We start from the raw sequence: 17918 nt of genomic DNA, 5'->3' as shown, positions 1-17918 counted from the left end.
AACCGCTACGAGTGAATCATGTCCGCAAACACCGCGCTACCGCCAGCCCTAGCTAAAATCGTCCAGCGCTTCCAGCGACATTCCGATCCGAAACAGCGCTACGAACAACTGCTGTGGTATGCCAAGCGACTTCCAGCATTTCCAGAAAGCGACAAACTGCCGGAAAACAAAGTTTCTGGCTGCGTGTCGCAAGTTTATGTTACTGCAAATTTGGCAGACGGAAAAGTTTTGTATCAAGGCGATTCTGACGCTCAGTTAGTCAAAGGATTAGTTGGCTTGCTGGTGGAAGGTTTGAGCGGATTAACGCCTGCTGAAATTGTCACCATTACCCCAGATTTTATTCAAGACACGGGATTGAATGTGAGTCTGACACCTTCCCGCGCTAACGGATTTTACAACATTTTTCAAATGATGAAAAATAAGGCACTTGCTTGTGAATTGAGCAAGCAAGCCGAAGCAAATTAAAAGAATAAACAGCCATGACTCAAACTACAAATTTAACAAAATCAAATTCGGGCAACTATTCCGCCGCAGTTCAAAAATATCTCTGGAATTGGCAAGAAACGCAAATTCAAGTTATTTACGAAACCAGAGGACAGGGAAATCCTGTATTGCTGCTGCCTGCTTTCAGTACGGTTTCCACGCGAGAAGAAATGCGTCCTTTAGCAGAATTATTAGCTCCTAAATTTCAAGTTGTGAGCTTAGATTGGCCGGGTTTCGGCGAATCAGATCGCCCGCGAACCGACTATCAACCGCAATTATACCATCAATTTCTCAAGGATTTTGTTGAGGCAACTTTTAACAGTCCGGTTGCTGTAGTTGCAGCAGGTCACGCTGCGGGTTATGTGATGCAATTAGCGCAATCACAGCCCAATGTTTGGTCAAAGATTGTGTTATCTGCGCCGACTTGGCGCGGGCCTTTGCCGACGATGACCAAACAGCAAAGCGGCTGGCACGGAATCGTGAGAGAATTAGTACGATCGCCCTTACTGGGACAATTCCTCTACAAACTCAACACTGCGCCGTCATTCCTGAGTTTTATGTACCGCCGTCACGTCTACGCCGATGCAGCTAAAGTCACGCCCGATTTCATCCAAAGCAAATGGCAAGTGACGCAAAAACCCGGTGCTCGATACGGTTCCGCTGCCTTTGTGACTGGTGGTTTAGATCCGGCAAAAGTGCGATCGGAATTTACAGATAAATTTCAACATTTAGCAGTGCCGGTGATGGTTGTAATTGCTGAAAATGCGCCGCCAAAATCAAAGGCTGAAATGGAAGCATTAACGGAATTACCGGGTGTTGAATCGCGAGTTATTCCCGGTTCTTTGGGAATGCACGAAGAGAATGCAGCAGCTTTAGCAAATGCGGTTCAATCTTTTATTTGAGAGGATTAAGAGGGGATGAACCGCAGAGGGCGCAGAGAACGCAGAGGGGAGAAGGGAAGAGGGGAGGAATGCAAGCTGTTTTTTTTACGTTAGTTTGGATGGTTTGCTATTGGTTTTGTCTGCCAGTTTATACTGTCGGAGATTCGCCGATGGTCAATTTGCCAAAGAGTACGATTGAAGGTGCGATCGACTTTCACATCCATTCTTCTCCTGATGTGATTCCCCGCAGATTAGACGATTTTGAAGTAGCGAAATTAGCTGCTAGGGCGAAGATGAAAGCTGTGGTATTGAAAAATCATTATGCCAGCACAGCAGCGCGGGCAGTTCTGGTTAATAAAATAGTACCAGAAATCCAAGTTTTCGGAGGAGTTGTTCTCAATCATTCGGTAGGCGGCATTAATCCCGACGCCGTTGACGCAATGCACCGCATCGGTGGCAAATACGGTAAATTAGTGTGGCTGCCAACCGTTGATGCTGAGCATCACTTGCAGGTTTTTCACAAGTCGGGAAGGGGGATTAAAGTTGCGGAAAATGGCAAGGTTTTACCGGAAACAGCAGCGGTGTTGAAGGTTGTAGCAAAAGAGAATTTGGTATTGGAAACCGGTCATATTTCCTCAGAAGAAGTGATGGCAGTTGTAGCTGAAGCCAATCTGCTCAACATTAAGAACATCCTGATCACCCACGCAATGGCTGACGTACCGGGTTTGTCCTTAGAAAATATGCAAAGAGCCGCTCAGACGGGAGCTTTTCTAGAACTAGCATTTGTTAACGATTTGATGGGAGAAAATGCTGCTGATGAGGGCCACAAAAACTGGCATCAAGTTTCTATTAGTAAGATGGCCGCAGCGATTAAACTAATCGGAGCCGAGCATTTTGTTCTCAGCACGGATTTAGGAAGGAAACCCGATCCTTTACCTGCTGAAGGTTACAAATTATTTGTTAAAAAATTGATTGCTGAAGGTATTTCTCAACCTGAAATTGATTTAATGATGCAGGAAAATCCAGCGCGATTGTTAGGAATTTAGGAGTAAATATTATGTCCGATTGCCTAACTATTCTCAAGCTTGTACTGAGGAATTTTGTCCTCTCTGGGATTTCTAGTCAAGTAGCACCTACTTCAGGTTCTGGAGATTCTGGCTCGCCCGCTGGGGAGTTAGTTTGCAATTGGGATAGCTGCGAATTTAGCTGCAAACGTTCTTGATAGACGGTTTCTAAATGATTTTCTAATTCCCCTACTTGAGATTGCAGTTGATTTTGAGCCTGATTAGCTGTATCGATTTGACTTTGAAATTCCGAGATTTGAGAGTATAGATACGATCGCTCTCTGTTAGCTGTTTCCAATTCCGATTGCAGTTGCGATCGCTCTGCTTCGACTAATTGCAGTTGAGCTTGCAAACCCGACAGTTGAGACTGAAGTTGCTGCCGCTCTTCAATGGAGCGATCGAACTTAATTTGAATTTCCGACAACTGGTACTGTACCTGCAATCTGCTTTGAGTAGCCGTTTCCAACTGACTCTCAAATTCCGACAGCAGAGCGTGAAATTGAGAACGTTCGGCATCAACCGCCTCTAACTCTGCTTGCTTTTCCAGCAATTGAGCGTTAAGCTGCGATCGCTCCTGCTCCGCCACTTCTAACTGCTCTTTAAGTTCTGCCACTTCTGCTAACTGGGACTCAGCTTGTTGAGCATTTTCTAGCTGAAACTGCAAATCAGCAATCAGAGCATCAATTTGCGATCGATCCCGGGCAATTCCTGCCAAAAATTCTTCCATTTCTGACACTTGATTTTTTAACAATTCTTGCTCGCGAGTCACAGTTTCCAACCGACTTTGCAACTGGGACAATTCAGAATTTAGCTGATTTTCATTCTGCACCTTTTGGCGCAATTCCGAATTTCGGGCTTCCAACTGAGCAGCCAAATTCGATATAGCCTCCTGCGAACCCTGCATCCGCACCAAATTGCGTGAATTTCGCTTATTCAAAATTAGCCAGCAGACTAATGCCCCGCCTCCAAATCCTATGAATAAAAGTAATGCTTCCATTGGTTTTATATAATTAATATAAATTGAGTTATTTTGATAATGACAAAAAATGGATATCCACAAATCGCTATCTTATATCGTTTCCGGTTGCATCGGAATAATAAAATCGAGTCAACAGTTAACAATCAACGATTCAGTTTTGCGACTCAGAGTCAACAGTCAACAGTCAACAGCCAACAGTCATGAGGAGTGCAACCGGAATTGATATTACTCAAAGCTATCACAACTTGCCAGCCTGTGTTCACTTGGCTCAACAATTTATATTTCTTTACAAATACCTTTTGTTTACAGGTAAGGCGCAGCGCACCCTGCAAGTCCGATTAATGAAGCAAATCCACAATATGAGGAATAATTTCGATATGCTGAGTCAACAAATAATCCAACCTATCCGCCAATAAACTAAAAATTAAATCGTTATAACTCATCCCGTATTCCCCCAAACCTAAAGCCACCAAACTCGTCACATTTTCCCCTGGGTGTTTCAGATCCGGTTTGGGATTTGCTTCCAAAACATAAAGCGAGCCATCAGCATCACTTCGGACATCAATCCGCACCAAACTGTTCAAGCTAAACTCCCAATAAATTTTTCTAGCTAACTCTATTAACTCTTGTTTTAATTCCGGTTCCTCACCGCCCATCAACCGCCCTCGATCTGCCGTAATTGCTTTTCGATCCATAGAAGTAAAGATACGTTCGTCAGGCTCCAGCACCCGCTCGACCGTCGAAAAAGCAAAGGGTTTTGTATTTTTATCAAATCTGCCTTTAGCATAAGTAACATAGCCGCAAACTGCTACACAAAATTCTCGTCCTGGCAAATATTTTTCAATTAAAGCAGTATTGTGAGTTGCTCGGTGAACTTCCAAAACTGCCTGAGACAAACCCTCAATATTCTCTACAAAATGAACGTGCAGCGAAGCGCGACCGGATACTGGTTTAACAACAAAAGGCCCTTGACAATCACTAAAAGCAATGGCAAAGCGCTCGTGCAAATTAGGACGCAAAATCCCTTGAGAAGGATGCCAAGTCATAAACGGAGCAGTTTTAATTCCGACTGATTGCAGTTCCCGTTTAAAAGCGTGTTTGTTATCTAAAGTTGAACTGTTTAAAGGATTGTGACCCACATAAGGCATTCCCAACATTTCCAACAAAGCGGGAGTGTGACAAACAGGATTGTAACCCTGGACTCCGCCAGTATTCAGCCACACTAAATGGATATTTTTTTGTTTTAGTTGTTCGGCTAACTTCATGTCGTCAGGTATGACAAAGACTTGCTGAAAACCAATTTGTGCTAATGCTTTAGCAATTTCGCGGGCGACGATTTCGTAACTCTTCCAAGCGCGGGGATTGTGAGTTTTGTAAATCACAGCTCCGGGGCGATCGCAGTCACCGCCGAACACCACAGCAATCCGCAATTTAGCAAACAGCACCTCCAAATATTGAGGGAGCAAACTAAAGTCATAATACCAGCGATTCAGGTTAATGGATGTTGGATTCATTTAAGTATTTTTTGTTTCATTTTTGAGCGACAGAATCGCTCGATTTTCCCAAATATATCCCAGCCAAAACCACAGAGAAAGCCAACCAATTAAACAAGCTCAAACTTTCCGAAAACAGCACCCAAGCCATAATAGCGGTAATTACGGGTTCTAGCAGCAGGAAAAGAGCTACAAAGCCCGACGACAAACGACCCAGACTGTGGATCAGCAGTCCCTGGCCGAAAGCTTGGCAAATCACTGCCAAACCAATTACAGCCAGCCATCCCTGCCAAGAATAAGGGAAAACTCGATCGCCCGCAAGCAGAACCAGGGGCAAAACCAATATACTGCCAATGAAACATCGCCATATCAATATAGTTGTTGCCGGAAACTTGGTTCGCAAATGTTCTGAAATTAGCAGATTTCCTGCATAAAACATCGCAGATAAAAGAGCAGCAATGTCACCGATAAAATTGTCTCTGGCAGCTTGCAAATCGTCCATGCCGATCGCAATTGCGCCGGACAAAGCCACCGCCAGTCCCGCCAAAAACCTGTTGTCAAAGCGCCGCCCCAACAGCAGCCATCCCCCCAAAGTAGTAAATAAAGGAGTTAGGTTTCGCAGTACAGTAGAATTAGCGACATTAGTCTGATTCAGCGACCAGGCCCAGAAACCCACAGAAGCAGAAGAAACCACGCCTACGGCTGTTAACAAAATCACATCCTGCAGAGTGTAGTTCGATCGCCCTTCAACTTGTGCCCCAGACATTCGGCGGCGGGCAGCACCCGCACCGTTCCACACTCCAAATACTACAGTTGCTATCCACAAACGGTTAAAAACAGTAGCATTCGGGCTGATTTCCCGTTCGCTCAACCTAATAAAAATCGCAGCCAGCGACACCGCTAGCAGCGCCGCCGACAGCGAAACGATCGCCCAAATTTTACCTTGACTGTCCGCTAATTCACCATTTTTTAAACTATCCGGGCTTCCAGAAACAATAGTCTTTTCTTCAGTTGTCAAGGCAGAGTTTAACTCAGTTTTTTCCAAAATATTGCGCTGAAGTTCAATATTTTGCTCTGGCAATCCCAGTTTTTTTGACATTATTTAAAGTTTCCCTGAAGGCAGAAGGCAGTTGTGTAGGGCGAGTGACAAAATAAAATTTTGGCGGCAAAGGGAGTAACTCAAAAGTCACGCACTTTACTTACTAAGGCTGCACAAAGTATTTTTTTTGTTAACAGCAGCTTAGGTTGAAGGTTTAACAGAAAGCCTTGTCAAAGCCTCCTTTAGCGCCGGCGGCAATTGGCGGATAATCTTACCTTTGTCGCGATCGACACCAACCAAAGTTACCTGTGCCGTCACATATAACTCCTGAGTATCAGCCGATCGAATTTCGTAATCCCAAAGCAGCCGCACACCTTCGCTAGCAGCTATCCGCGTTCTGACTGCCGCAGATTGACCCATTTGTACAGCCCGGTGGTAGCGCAGCGAAAGTTCTACCACGGGCAATTCCAAACCCTGCGCCACCCAGTCTGCATACTCGATGCCGAGAGAACGCAAACTTTCCACCCTAGCTTCCTCCATCCAAGCCAGATAAGTCCCGTGCCACACCACACCGCTGTAGTCAGTATGGTGAGGGTAGACTCGCACCAAATATTCAAACCAGCCCTCAGAGTCCATCCCGCGCCGATTTTGAATGGCACCAGCCGGTGCGAGTTCTGGTTGAGTTCGATCGTTCTCTAACACGTTACAAATTGTTCCAAAACGCTACATTTCTACAAATCATAAAGCAAACTTCAGGCTTATGCTTGACATTAACGAACTAGAGTACAAACGCCCTAGTTAGAGCGTCGCACAAGAAAACTCAACTGTTTTTACCGCCAAAACCATGATAGAAAAAATTTTAGTAGCCGTAGCCGGTCGCGGCTTGTGCGAAGAGATGTTTAATATGTTAATGGACATCCCTTCCTTGCAACAAACCTCTGTCACCGTCTTGCACGTCGTGCCGCCCCAAGTAACCTCCGACGGCATGGCCGAGAAGTTGGAAGAAGGAGGCAAGATTTTAGCACAAGCAGTCCAGTCTTTGAAAATAGATCCCAGCAAAGTCAACCCCCGGCTCAAACAGGGAGACCCGAAAACCACAGTTTGCCAAGTTGCAGAAGAAGAACAATCCGACTTAGTAATTATGGGTTCGCGGGGACTCGGACGGCTGCAATCGATTTTGGAAAACTCAGTCAGCCAGTACGTGTTCCAGCTAACATCCCGACCGATGCTGTTAGTAAAAGACGACATCTACGTCAAAAGAATCAAGCGCGTCATGGTGGCCGTCGATAAATCCGAATCCGCCAAACAATCCTTAGAACTAGCCCTATCTTTTGTCAAAGAAGTCAGCGGGGGACAGATAATTCTAGTACACGTCACCAAAGATTTGACTGGAAAATCCACCGAAGATTTAACACCAAATGCTGAAAAAGACCCCGTATTAGCCCCTGCAGTAGCACTCGCGAAACAAATGGGAATTAGCTACCGCTGCGTCAGTGCCACAGGCAAGCCCGGGGAAGAAATTTGTCGGATTGCAGACGACTTGAATGCCGACTTGTTGGTAATCGGTTCCCCGGATCGGCGGCCCAACGTTGCCAAAAACTTTGTGGATCTCGATCGACTCCTGGGAAATTCCCTATCAGACTACGTGCGAGTCTACGCCAACTGTCCAGTCTTGCTAGCCCGCACAGTCGGTTAAACTTTCATTGTTAACAGTTAGCAGCCAACATTCACCAGTTAACAAAAAAAGCGCCTCAGCAAAAAGCTGTTGGCGCTTTTTTTTGCAACCAGCTTGCGCCAGACAGAAACAGCAGCAGTTGCTAATCTTGTCTGCCTTGACGGCTAGCCGTTTGAATGTACAGAATGATTAGAAAAACGCTGGGAACCAATACAAACAGAATGGTTGCCACAAACCCTAATTCGTTAACTTCCATGAAGACGCCCGCCTCTATCGGAAAATAGGAAAACACACAACTAGGATATCACTCAAAGGCAAAAGGCAAACTCGAAGACAGAAGGAGGACTTGCAGATGGGCGACGAAACCCGGTTTCTGCGTGAGTGCCTCGCAGGCCAACCTTTTATTTGTCCTAGCAACCAACTTTCTTTTCCTAGGTCGGCAAAACGATTAATTATACAGTGAAATAGGAAAAAAAAACAAAATTATTGCATTCTGAATTTTTCTTTCCTTCTGCATCTCTATCATCTCTAGCCTTCTGCCTTCTGAGAGTCACGGCTTAGTCTTCACACTCACCGGGCCGTTGACCAAAGCTTGACAAGCCAACCGATAGTTTTCCGGCTTTTTTTTGAGCTTGCGGTTCTCAAAGTCAGTGCGGGGCGACAGATTTTCACTTCCCTCGACAATTTCCACAATGCAGGTGCCGCATTGACCGTAGCCCCCGCAATTCATCATCTTTCCCGAAAACGTGTACAAATCGATGCGGTTTTCTAGAGCTTTGAGCCTCAAATTGGCTCCGTCTGCTGCGATGACTTCCTGATTTTCCTTCACAAACTTGATATTAGCCATTGCTGATTCCCTAGGGCAGTAAACGCGAGTCTTTATTAAAAAATATTAACTAATGTTTCGGTTATTAAGAATATTTAGGGCCCAGAAAGTGGAAATTGGTCGCGGGGCAACTCAAAATGCAACAATGACATTCCTGCTTTTTGAATTGGTGATTTTGACAGGAGACTGGGCGCGCGGGGTCAATCGATTTGAGATTTGAGATTTGAGATTTGAAATTTGAGAATCGACCCCACGGATGAATCCGGGGGCGAGCACAAGATGATTCGGAGCTTTTTTTCTCCATCCACGGATGAATCCTCTGGCCCTGACCTAATTACTTTCGGTCAGAAACCCGATTGATTCCTAGATTTGTGGTGGCCAAACCAATATTTTGCCCAGAAACCCAGTTTCTGAGTCTTAGTGGTATTTGAGTTGCCCGATACCCAATGCCCAATCCCGCTGGCCCTGAAATGTCGTGAAGCGTAGCTATCCCGTAGGGAATCGTCCCAACCGAATCTCAAGGAGCATCCGAGAGGTTATTCGTGGGAAGATTGCTCACAGCCCGCTGAAGAGACGAAAGCCCCAGGTTGTAGGTGACAATTGCCGACAATCGGTTTCTCTCAGCCCTAGTCAAATCTGTTTCCGCCTGAATCACATCCGTCTGAGTACCCACGCCAGCTTGAAACCGCAGTCTCGCCAAACGCAGAGCTTCCCTCGACTGCAAAACCCCCGCCTCAGAAGTTTCGATATTCTCAAAACTCGACTCCAAGCCAAAATAAGCTTGTTCTACTTCCCGGCGCACCTGATTGCGGAGTTGGTCGAATCGACTTTCAGCGATCGCAATATCGGCATCCCGCTGTTTCACCCGGGCGTTCGCCGCGCCCCCGTCGAAAATACTCCAAGTCAGACTCGCCCGGATCGAATAACCATCGGCCCACCCGCGAGCAGCAAACGGGTTCGGGTCGTCAGGGTCTTGTCCCTGCACGTTGTAACTACCCCCAACACTCAGTTGAGGCAAACGCCCCGCCTGAATCGATCGCCTCTGCTGCTTGCTGATATCCCTCTGCACCAACTGCTGTTCCAACTCGGGGCGATTCTTAAAAGCCTGCACGATACTCTCTTCCAAAGACAGCCTCCAAGAGCCCGCTTGCTCTACCGGGTCAGCCGCCGTCAAGTTCGCCGACTGGCTGATATTCAAAATCTCAGCCAGACGCCGCTGGGCAACTCGCTGATCGCGGCGGGCCACTGACAGTTGCTGCACTTCGTTAGCCAAATTTGCCTGAGCCTGCAACACCGCAAACCGGGTTCCCACCCCGGCCCGTTCCAAAGCTTCGGCATCCCGCAAACTTTGCTGGGCATTTCTGACCGAAGCTTGGCGGATGGCAACTTGTCCGTCCGCGTTTTGCAAGTTGTAGTAAGCCTCAGCAGTGTCGAAGCGGAGTTCCTCGGCTTGGCGTTCCACATCCAGTTCCCGAAAGCGCAACTGTTCCTCTGCCGCCCGGATGTTAGCGCGCCGCCTTCCGAACAAATCTACGTCGTAGCTCAACTGCAAAGCGCTGTTGAGACTGTTGCTGCCTAAATTTTGTCCGGCTTGGGGGGCGGGCTCCCCCCTTTGGTTAGCCTCAGAGTTGAGGCGGCGCTGCTGAGCTCGGACTCCGAGTTCTCCGCCGGCACTGACAGAACGGCTGGCGTCCATTTGAAAATTCAGGTCTGGATAAAGAGCAGCTTGCTGTTCGCGCAAAGCGGATCGGCTTTGTTGCACTTGCAGTTCGGCTATTTGCAAAGTTTGGCTGTTGCGGCGCGCCAGGTCGATCGCCTGCTGCAAGGTAATTGGCTCGGTTTGCTCGATCCTGACATCCTCGGGGTTTGTCGGAAACTGCAGCGGATTCGGGTTGGGTTCCAGGGAAGCCGGAGGCTTGGTGTCTAAAATGCCCCTCGGAGGGACAGGGGGGAAACTTTCGTTGGGAGTGCCCCGGAGAATTTGTACCGGGGCACTCGGCACAGGAACATTGTTGAGAGGGCTCGGGGAAGGCTGCAGAGGGTCTGTCGGTGGCAACCCTTTAAGAGGCGTTGCACCGGCCTGAGACAGAGTTGATGGGGAAGCCGGAGCAGCCTGTTGAGGCTTTGATGCTTGCTCGGGCCCGGTTGGGGGAGTTGATGCGATATTTCCTCCCCCTGGCTGCTGAGACTCGGAGGTTTGAGGGTTAAGGGCGATCGACTGTTCGGCCTGTGATGCTGATTCTGCCGCTGTGTTCGAGGTCGATCGAACATTCGGCCCTAATTCGAGCTGATTGCTAAGGGCCAAGCTGTCCTGAGATTGAGCCGGAGGCTGTGCTGAAGCACTCTGTGCGGCGTTGCTGAAAGTAATTGCAGCGCCCACTCCGACTACGATAATTTGACGAAAAACACGCATAATTTTTTAATTACTCTGCAATCCTAGAGACAATTTTAGAGCAAGATTGAGGTCTCAAGTTTCTAGTCTGTAGCCTGAACTCGACGGTTACAAGTCACAATTACCCTACTCATCTTAACTTTTGAATGTTCGATTCAAAATTTAGAATTTAACTTCAGCAGTTGCCAGACCGATCGCCGCCGAGATTAGTTCCTCTACTCCGCTCACCGGCAAAATCCGGGTTTTCAGCGAGCTGGCGAGCTGTTCGAGGGTCATGTCGTCGAGAAAACGCGGTTCCCCCTGTTTTAGCATCACCGACGGCAGCAGGATGCCATCTCCCAAGTCTTGCCCCTGCAAAGCTTCGAGCAAATCTTGCCCGGTGAGCAAACCCGTAACAGTGATAGTTTGTCCCCAGTAGCGGCTGCACAGTGCTGCCATGTTGACGGACAAGCCGGGAATTTGGTTTAGTTGTTGTACGATCGGCTCAAAAGCTTTTTCTACAGCATTCCCCACCACCCAAACCAACTTTCGCGGCGGGTTAACTGGCATCGGTTGCAGCTTCTCAAAAGCCGTTTCAAACTGCTGGATAAACTGGCGGATAGAGCCCACACCGTTACCAATTTGGGGATAATCTTCGTAATCAGCAGCCGACGGCAAATCTAAACCAGCTATTAAAAACCACTCGTCAGCCAGCCAAATACAGCGCGATTTTGAATTCTGCTTTTTCGCCTTTTGGCCGCCTTTTCCTGTACTTAAAAGCACTTGAATTTTCTGCACTTGCTCGATGACTTCTCGCGCTTTTTCCGCAGTTACTGCAATTAATTCATCTTCGGCAGGGCGAAAGCGAGTTAAGCCCACCGGCACCACAGCCACCGATGCTACAGCGGGAATATTTCCAGCATGAAACTTTGCCAAATCTAACAAAGTGCGTTCTAAATGTTCGCCATCATTAATACCAGGACAAACAACTACTTGAGCGTGAATTTGCAAGCGGCGTTCTTGAAACCATTTGATTTGTTCGATAATCTTCCCAGCGCGGAGATTTTTTAACAGCCTAATTCGCACTTCCGGTTCAGTAGCGTGCACCGAAACATAGAGAGGAGAAAGCCGCATTTGTTCGATTCTATCCCACTCTTTTTGATTTAGATTGGTGAGAGTAAGATAGCTACCGTAAAGAAAACTGAGGCGGTAGTCATCATCTTTGAGATAGAGAGTTTCCCGCTTCCCCGGAGGCTGCTGGTCGATAAAGCAAAAAGGGCAGCGGTTGTTGCACTGAATTAGTCCATCGAAGAGAGCAGTTTCAAATTCCAATCCTAAATCTTCGTCGTACTCTTTATCGATTTCTAACTTGTGGGTTTTGCCTTTACTGTCTAAAACTTCTAGTTCGAGAAATTCATCGGCGCACAGGAATTGATAGTCAATCAAGTCGCGGGGTTTTTGACCGTTGACGGCGACGATTGAGTCTCCGGGTTCAAATCCCATTTCGGCGCAGATGCTGTCGGGGATAACTTTGGTGATTAGGGCTGGTTTGATTGAGGATTCGCTCATACGATCGCGCTTGCTTTTTCAATTTTGACAAATTGCCGTTTCCAAATTATTTTATATCTTAATTTAGCCTAAAATCTTACCACAATATAGATTGTTTGTCAAGCGCTCCGCTCGGAATAAATAGGTGTTTGTGAAGGCAATAGATTGTAAGTGAAAAACTTTAGATCGACTTTCTGCTTGTTGCGATCGCGCAAGAGCGATCGCAAATATAGAATCTAATTTTAGCGAAGGTTCAGCCATATAAAAGGGGGCTGATTCTGGTAGGCTGATTTTTCCTGTTCTGAGAAACGCTCCCATATCAGTTTGAAAGTAAAACCGCCGACTCCCATACCATCAATAACATATAGCCAATCCGATACGCGCGATGGTTCGATTTCGATCGAATCGCCTTCTTTGACTGCATTTGCGTACAGCGGTTCGCTGGCAACCGTGCCGCATAATTTATCGCCTCTCAATTCAATATCTGAGATAAAAATATGTTCGACTTTTACGCCTGTTTTAGTAGCTGGAAATGCGTATTTGACAAGGGCTTCGTCCAAAGCAGGAAAGATGCGCCTGCTTTCTGCTTCGATCGCACCCAAGAAATCCGAGTAGGTCAATTGGGCTTGGCGGATTGCTTCTAACATTTCTAAATCTTCTCCTGCAAACCAAGAAATTGGTTCGCGATCGTTCTTGAATTGATTCATAATTACTCTCTCGCTGTTCGCTCGATCGGATGAAGCGACATTTGTTTTCTGTTTGCAGCATAGTCGATCGATATTTGTTTGTGTATTGAATATGTTGTCATAATCTATGCTTTTATTATCAAAAACAGGCCAACCGCGATCGTGACGCAGCCAGCAGCAATGTTGATTCCTTTCCTTATTTTAGAACTTATTAGCAATCTAGCGCGATCGGCCGCGAGTGCGTAACCAAGTTTTACACCACCTACAGATACTATAGCAATTGCAATGACGATCGCAGTATCAAAATAAGATATTCTGGAAAGATCGAGAAAAGCTGGAAAAAAACCGAGATAGAAGAGAGTTGCTTTTTGGTCGCCCAATGTAATAAACAGTCCAGTTAAAAAACTGGACAGCCAAGAGGATTTAACAACTTCCGCCGCTTCTACATCCTGCAATTTTGACCTGCACAAACCTATTCCCAACCAGATGAGATAAGCCCCGCCGAGGTATTTGATGAGAAAAAATAGGTTTCCCATCTTTTCCGCAATCAGCGATAAACCTAAAATGGCTATTAGGATGAAAATGATGTCACCAACTACTATCCCTAGGGTGGTAAAAACACCGTGAACAAATCCAAATGCGGCCGATCGAGTCGAGACAGCCAATACGCTGATGCTGGGAATAGCAGCCAAGACGGTCATCGCACAGAATAATGCTACAATACTACTAAAGTTCATATCGCTAACTACTTTCAAATCTGGAAACTAACTGTCGAACATTTGCTATAACAGGTGTAGATTTTTTAGCTGATAAAAGTGAATGAAACGCAGGTCTCTTGGCTGGCATCGCCTGATCTTGGGTGCGATCGCCCTATCCATTGAATCGCTCGTTTGCAGTTGCATTGCTGTTTCGGCACAATAGCTACCTACTCTAGCAAAAAATATGTCCTATGCCCAAGCTAGGGCAAGTTTACAAGATTCGGGGTGGCAAGCTGCTTACAATTATTACTCCCCCGGCCGGATTGCAGTCTTAAATTCGATTGAGAAATATATTATCAGCAAATTTTGGTTTGCAGAACTGGTCGCTTGTCCGGAAACGGCACGGGGATTGTGTCATTTTCAGTTTGTCACAGCAGATGGGAAAACTTTAACCATTACAACCACCAATAATAGCGCAGGAAAACAACCCTCGATCGTCTATTGGGAGGTAAAACCGGCAAAAATTAAACTCTCTCAACCCCTAGCAATGTTGCGTCAGGATAATCCCTATGCCGAGGTGAGACAAGCTTTAATTAATGCTGGGTGGCAACCAGTTTCCGACTCTTATTTATCGCCCTCCGATCGCGATCGTGCCGATCGATCTGGGTATCCAGAATTGCAAGCTTGTAGCGGTACGGGTTTGGGATGTTGTAGCTTTATTTTTAGGGCAAGCAACGGTCAAAAACTCCGAGTTATAACGGCTGGAAGAAATTCGACACTTTATAGGTGGTCGATCGAGGAAGGAAGATAATGGAAGAAGATGGCGTGCCAGATGCTACCAATTGGATTTTACGATCTGTACAAAGTTGATAGTTGATAGTTAATGTTTAATCGCCTGCGGGGAACAGGTAAATGTCCCTTTTAGCTACCCACGATCGCATACCACAAACTCACCATCAGGCACAAACTCGCTAAATGCTGTGGAATCAAAGATTTAATCGACCGCTTGGCAATTTTTTGAGTCACAAATATTGTGACTAATAATGATACAATCAAAGTTAAACCTTGCAAGAAACTAATCACCGCTGGATCGCCGATTAAACTGGGTAAATCGTCTCTAATTTGTCCGAAAGTGGCAAAAGTTACAGGAATCACTCGCCCGCCTTCCTGCAAACCCAATCGCCAATAGTGAGCCAAACTACCGCCCCAGACTAAGGGTAAATAACCGTAAGCAAGGCAAACAAATGAGAGGGGTTTGTAGGTTGTAAATGGCATGGTTTCTGCTTGCCCCAATCGATAAATTGCCTGCATGATGGCATAGGCAACTAAGGGAATCAGTGGCGGGATAATTAACACTGCGATCGACAGTCCTAAATGAGGTAAAAATTCCTCTAAATTGATGCCCAGCCCCAACAAACTATTTATCTCCGGCAAGCGATGCAGATAGATACCGCCCAACAATAGAAATAACAGGGCAACTTCATAACTGTGAGGAACGTGGGTAGTCCATAATTCGATGCCGGGAGGGCGCAGATTTAATTCTACCGATCGATGCGGACAAGCTTTCAAGCAAGTCATGCACAATACGCAATCTTTATTATCGGTTAATTGGGCGGGATGGGAATAAATCGGACAGCCATTAGTAGTTAATCCTTCCCCCAAGCCGGGGCCGCCTTTGTAACATTGGTAGGTGCTGCATTCCGCCCCGCAGGTTCCTTGTTGGGCGCGAAGTTCGATAATTGAGAGTTTAGCAAATAATCCATTCATTCCCCCGATCGGGCATAAATAACGGCACCAAAATCGCCGCTCGAAGATGAGGGAAAAAATTACCGCGCCAGCCGTAATTAGCAATAACAAACAACTGGATAAATAGGCGGTATTTTCTAAATTCCACAATTCTTCCCACAGAAATATTAGAGTAAATAGTCCGAAGAGAAACCAGCCGCCCCATTTTTCTGCTTGTTGGCGCGGCCATTTATTGAGAGTGCGCGGGAAAATTTTCAGCGATAGTTTTTGGACGATTTCCCCATAAATCATAAAAGGGCAAAAAGCACACCACAATCGCCCAATGATGGGGAATAATAATAAAATTAACGGCCACCACCACGCCCAAAAGATATTTAGGGCAAAATTATGCTGTCGATCTTGGGGAGCGACAAATAGGGTAATTACAACTACGGCAAATACCCAAGTGGTAAACCAATAATTCACGCGATCGGGATACCAATCGCTCCGCAAAAATTGCCGAAATTTGGGATATATCTTCAATAAATTAAGCCGAAATTTTTGTTGCTTCGCAGCCTGCGCCCAGAATACTTCTTCTGTCAATACCTGATTTCCCTGTGCTTGAACTAAAGCGCGATCGACCATTCCCTGCAATTCCTGTAAATTCCCGGGAAAATCGTAGGCTTGCAAGCGGCGAATTGCTTCCGGTGTGACTTGGGGTCTGACTAATTTCTTTTTGCGGGAAAAGATGTTGAGATAATAGTTAACTTGTGCCTCTAAATCTGCTTTTCGCACCCGCAATGACGGTACTTTAATCTTGTGTTGCGCCAGCTTATCTAGCTGGGGCAAGACCATTTCTGAGATTAAAATGATCCGCGCGTTGCTAGAACGCAGCGGTGGTGGTATTTGTCCTTCCTTGACAACTGGCGTATAGGTTCCATCGGTTAATAATTGCTGAATTTGGGGGCATAATTGAGCGGGTAATTCTTGCACGTCATTTAAAATTAACGTACCTTCTCCCAACCATTCCAACAGCCCCGGCTTGCCGCCCAAACGCCCGAATAATTCCGCTCCATTAGCCTGAAGCAAGGCACTTTTGATCTGAATAATTGGCTCGTTGCGGCGATCGGACCCAAAATGAATTAAAGCTGCTAAATTATCTTTTTCTAAGCCTGGTTCGCCAGAGATTAAAACCGATCGCCCGTCACTCGATGCAGCCCGAACTTGTTGGCGCAATTTTACCGCATAACGGCTGTTCCCAATGACTCCCCGTTTTGCCCGGGGTACTAGATAGCTGCGGAGGGCATTTTGACGCTCGCGTTCGTAGGCAATTTCTGCTTCTAACTGTTCTAATTTCGCTGCCAAGCGTTGAGCGTAGGCTTCGGTAATGCGTGGATATCTTTCTAGCAAATTGCGCCAGCGATCGGCACTAATTACCCAAAATTGACACTCTGTCCGAGTTATAATTCGACTGTCGGCAGGTTGCGATCGCTGGAGGGCAGATAAATTGACGATCGCCCCCGGCAACAAACTACTCCCCCACATTAATCCCGGTTGTTTGCGGCGGTAGCGATCGGCCTGTCCTCGTTCTAGGATGTAGAGATTAGTGACTGGTGTATCTTCGATTACCACTCGAAATCCAGGGGGATAAGTTGACATCTCCATTTCACCGGCGATCGCCTGTAAAATCTCGCGGGATAATATGCCTAATTCGGTGCTCGATGCGAGCCAGTTAACTAATTTTTCGGTAGACATCGCGCTTCGTCGGCGAAAGCCGAATCGTGGTGGTTGGTGTAGGATAAGCTGTTGTGCATTTAAATTGTATATTTCGAGTCCCGATCAAAAATCGTCAAATCCTCTCCCCCTCTCCCCTTCTCCCCCTCTCCCTCTCTAATACCATAGGCAATCTAGATGCAACACAGCTTATATATTTTTGTGCTGCATCAATATTAACTGCTGGGAACGACTAGCATTTTGAGTTTGAGTGTGGTGTGAATTTTCTGTCTTCAGCATAGCCGATCGACACTCCCCGCTCTCATATATTTTTTCTGCACGTCCTCCTGCAATCTGCACGTTAAAAGTGATTCCCGATCGCCGAGGCTGCCATCCGAGTCGCACCGCTTGCCGTATCCATTTTGCTACATCAGAGGGTCTTACTGGTTTCACTTCTTGCGTGGAAATAATTTGCCATACTTTTAGCTCTTGCTGCAATCCATCTGGAGGTTTTATCGGTATAAATTCACAGCTAGTTTGACTCCCACCTTGAGGATGAGGTCGATCGGTGATGATAACTAACACCGAACCCGGTTTTTGGGCGTGTTGGACAGCAACATGAAGATTTCCGCCAGCGAAGCATTCTTGCGTATAAGTAGCTTGTCTTCGGATTAGCCAGATGAAAGGCTGCCCATCAACAATTATTTTTCTTGTTCCTTTTTTCGGTATTGACATAG

Annotated in this window: 17 protein-coding genes; 5 read left to right on the top strand and 12 right to left on the bottom strand. The window is 46.5% G+C overall.

The genetic code is table 11. The features are described 5' to 3' along the window. Positions 1–18 precede the first annotated feature (18 nt). The 3 genes from QUA80_RS02485 to QUA80_RS02475 all read left to right on the top strand — a co-directional run bounded on the left by QUA80_RS02485 (position 19) and on the right by QUA80_RS02475 (position 2410). Positions 19–465 carry a SufE family protein gene (locus QUA80_RS02485; protein ID WP_333202615.1) on the top strand — a complete coding sequence of 149 codons (447 nt, stop codon included), beginning with the start codon at positions 19–21 and terminating at the stop codon, positions 463–465. 14 nt (positions 466–479) lie between these two features. After that, positions 480–1385: an alpha/beta hydrolase gene (locus tag QUA80_RS02480; RefSeq protein WP_333421089.1), complete on the top strand. Its 906-nt coding sequence runs from the start codon at positions 480–482 to the stop codon at positions 1383–1385. Between the two features lie 68 nt (positions 1386–1453). Next, positions 1454–2410, top strand: a complete 957-nt coding sequence (locus QUA80_RS02475) for a DUF6282 family protein (RefSeq protein WP_333421087.1) — start codon at positions 1454–1456, stop codon at positions 2408–2410. 76 nt (positions 2411–2486) lie between these two features. Here QUA80_RS02475 and QUA80_RS02470 read toward each other — a convergent pair whose 3' ends face one another. From QUA80_RS02470 to QUA80_RS02455, 4 genes are all read right to left on the bottom strand, one after another. Further along, on the bottom strand, positions 2487–3425 hold the full coding sequence (locus QUA80_RS02470) for a hypothetical protein (RefSeq protein WP_333421085.1): 939 nt from the start codon (positions 3423–3425) through the stop codon (positions 2487–2489). Positions 3426–3745: 320 nt separating this feature from the next. Beyond that, positions 3746–4921 (bottom strand): ATP-grasp domain-containing protein, encoded by a 1176-nt coding sequence (locus tag QUA80_RS02465; protein ID WP_333421083.1) that lies wholly within the window; start codon positions 4919–4921, stop codon positions 3746–3748. Positions 4922–4937: 16 nt separating this feature from the next. Beyond that, on the bottom strand, positions 4938–5999 hold the full coding sequence (locus QUA80_RS02460) for a DMT family transporter (RefSeq protein WP_333421081.1): 1062 nt from the start codon (positions 5997–5999) through the stop codon (positions 4938–4940). A gap of 141 nt (positions 6000–6140) precedes the next feature. Next, positions 6141–6641: a thioesterase family protein gene (locus tag QUA80_RS02455; protein ID WP_333421079.1), complete on the bottom strand. Its 501-nt coding sequence runs from the start codon at positions 6639–6641 to the stop codon at positions 6141–6143. Between the two features lie 142 nt (positions 6642–6783). Between QUA80_RS02455 and QUA80_RS02450 the strand changes: the two genes are divergently transcribed. Beyond that, positions 6784–7635: a universal stress protein gene (locus QUA80_RS02450; RefSeq protein ID WP_333421077.1), complete on the top strand. Its 852-nt coding sequence runs from the start codon at positions 6784–6786 to the stop codon at positions 7633–7635. 121 nt (positions 7636–7756) lie between these two features. On the opposite strand, the gene psbM is transcribed toward QUA80_RS02450, so the two are convergent. The 6 genes from psbM to QUA80_RS02420 form a co-directional block, all read right to left on the bottom strand. Then, on the bottom strand, positions 7757–7870 hold the full coding sequence (gene psbM / locus QUA80_RS02445; protein ID WP_333234547.1) for a photosystem II reaction center protein PsbM: 114 nt from the start codon (positions 7868–7870) through the stop codon (positions 7757–7759). A 294-nt stretch (positions 7871–8164) separates the two neighbouring features. Continuing rightward, positions 8165–8461, bottom strand: a complete 297-nt coding sequence (locus QUA80_RS02440) for a 2Fe-2S iron-sulfur cluster-binding protein (protein ID WP_333339625.1) — start codon at positions 8459–8461, stop codon at positions 8165–8167. 496 nt (positions 8462–8957) lie between these two features. Continuing rightward, entirely contained in the window at positions 8958–10853 is a 1896-nt protein-coding gene (locus QUA80_RS02435; RefSeq protein ID WP_333421075.1) for a TolC family protein, read from the bottom strand. Positions 10854–10994: 141 nt separating this feature from the next. Continuing rightward, positions 10995–12380 carry a TIGR03279 family radical SAM protein gene (locus tag QUA80_RS02430; protein WP_333421073.1) on the bottom strand — a complete coding sequence of 462 codons (1386 nt, stop codon included), beginning with the start codon at positions 12378–12380 and terminating at the stop codon, positions 10995–10997. A gap of 221 nt (positions 12381–12601) precedes the next feature. Beyond that, complete coding sequence (locus QUA80_RS02425) at positions 12602–13066, bottom strand: DUF2314 domain-containing protein (protein ID WP_333421071.1); 465 nt, start codon at positions 13064–13066, stop codon at positions 12602–12604. 104 nt (positions 13067–13170) lie between these two features. Then, complete coding sequence (locus QUA80_RS02420; protein WP_333421069.1) at positions 13171–13782, bottom strand: LysE family translocator; 612 nt, start codon at positions 13780–13782, stop codon at positions 13171–13173. Positions 13783–13987: 205 nt separating this feature from the next. On the opposite strand from QUA80_RS02420, the gene QUA80_RS02415 reads away from it, so the two are divergent. Beyond that, positions 13988–14554 (top strand): hypothetical protein, encoded by a 567-nt coding sequence (locus tag QUA80_RS02415; protein ID WP_333421067.1) that lies wholly within the window; start codon positions 13988–13990, stop codon positions 14552–14554. Between the two features lie 110 nt (positions 14555–14664). On the opposite strand, the gene QUA80_RS02410 is transcribed toward QUA80_RS02415, so the two are convergent. Together QUA80_RS02410 and QUA80_RS02405 are read right to left on the bottom strand one after the other, a co-directional pair. Next, complete coding sequence (locus tag QUA80_RS02410) at positions 14665–17223, bottom strand: sigma 54-interacting transcriptional regulator (protein ID WP_333421065.1); 2559 nt, start codon at positions 17221–17223, stop codon at positions 14665–14667. A 168-nt stretch (positions 17224–17391) separates the two neighbouring features. Further along, a complete protein-coding gene (locus QUA80_RS02405; RefSeq protein WP_333421063.1) occupies positions 17392–17916 on the bottom strand; it encodes a hypothetical protein in 525 nt (174 codons plus the stop codon). Positions 17917–17918: the final 2 nt, after the last annotated feature.

Origin of the sequence: Microcoleus sp. F4-D5, assembly GCF_036704885.1 — a bacterium.
Classification (GTDB): domain Bacteria; phylum Cyanobacteriota; class Cyanobacteriia; order Cyanobacteriales; family Microcoleaceae; genus Microcoleus.
This window is presented reverse-complemented; position numbering and strand designations above follow the sequence as displayed.

Excerpts from the sequence above, each read along its gene's own strand:
- QUA80_RS02485 (WP_333202615.1), top strand. The coding sequence starts at position 19 with ATGTCCGCAAACACCGCGCTACCGCCAGCCCTAGCTAAAATCGTCCAG.
- QUA80_RS02480 (WP_333421089.1), top strand. The coding sequence starts at position 480 with ATGACTCAAACTACAAATTTAACAAAATCAAATTCGGGCAACTATTCC.
- QUA80_RS02475 (WP_333421087.1), top strand. The coding sequence starts at position 1,454 with ATGCAAGCTGTTTTTTTTACGTTAGTTTGGATGGTTTGCTATTGGTTT.
- QUA80_RS02470 (WP_333421085.1), bottom strand. The coding sequence starts at position 3,425 with ATGGAAGCATTACTTTTATTCATAGGATTTGGAGGCGGGGCATTAGTC.
- QUA80_RS02465 (WP_333421083.1), bottom strand. The coding sequence starts at position 4,921 with ATGAATCCAACATCCATTAACCTGAATCGCTGGTATTATGACTTTAGT.
- QUA80_RS02460 (WP_333421081.1), bottom strand. The coding sequence starts at position 5,999 with ATGTCAAAAAAACTGGGATTGCCAGAGCAAAATATTGAACTTCAGCGC.
- QUA80_RS02450 (WP_333421077.1), top strand. The coding sequence starts at position 6,784 with ATGATAGAAAAAATTTTAGTAGCCGTAGCCGGTCGCGGCTTGTGCGAA.
- psbM (WP_333234547.1), bottom strand. The coding sequence starts at position 7,870 with ATGGAAGTTAACGAATTAGGGTTTGTGGCAACCATTCTGTTTGTATTG.
- QUA80_RS02440 (WP_333339625.1), bottom strand. The coding sequence starts at position 8,461 with ATGGCTAATATCAAGTTTGTGAAGGAAAATCAGGAAGTCATCGCAGCA.
- QUA80_RS02435 (WP_333421075.1), bottom strand. The coding sequence starts at position 10,853 with ATGCGTGTTTTTCGTCAAATTATCGTAGTCGGAGTGGGCGCTGCAATT.
- QUA80_RS02430 (WP_333421073.1), bottom strand. The coding sequence starts at position 12,380 with ATGAGCGAATCCTCAATCAAACCAGCCCTAATCACCAAAGTTATCCCC.
- QUA80_RS02425 (WP_333421071.1), bottom strand. The coding sequence starts at position 13,066 with ATGAATCAATTCAAGAACGATCGCGAACCAATTTCTTGGTTTGCAGGA.
- QUA80_RS02420 (WP_333421069.1), bottom strand. The coding sequence starts at position 13,782 with ATGAACTTTAGTAGTATTGTAGCATTATTCTGTGCGATGACCGTCTTG.
- QUA80_RS02415 (WP_333421067.1), top strand. The coding sequence starts at position 13,988 with ATGTCCTATGCCCAAGCTAGGGCAAGTTTACAAGATTCGGGGTGGCAA.
- QUA80_RS02410 (WP_333421065.1), bottom strand. The coding sequence starts at position 17,223 with ATGTCTACCGAAAAATTAGTTAACTGGCTCGCATCGAGCACCGAATTA.
- QUA80_RS02405 (WP_333421063.1), bottom strand. The coding sequence starts at position 17,916 with ATGTCAATACCGAAAAAAGGAACAAGAAAAATAATTGTTGATGGGCAG.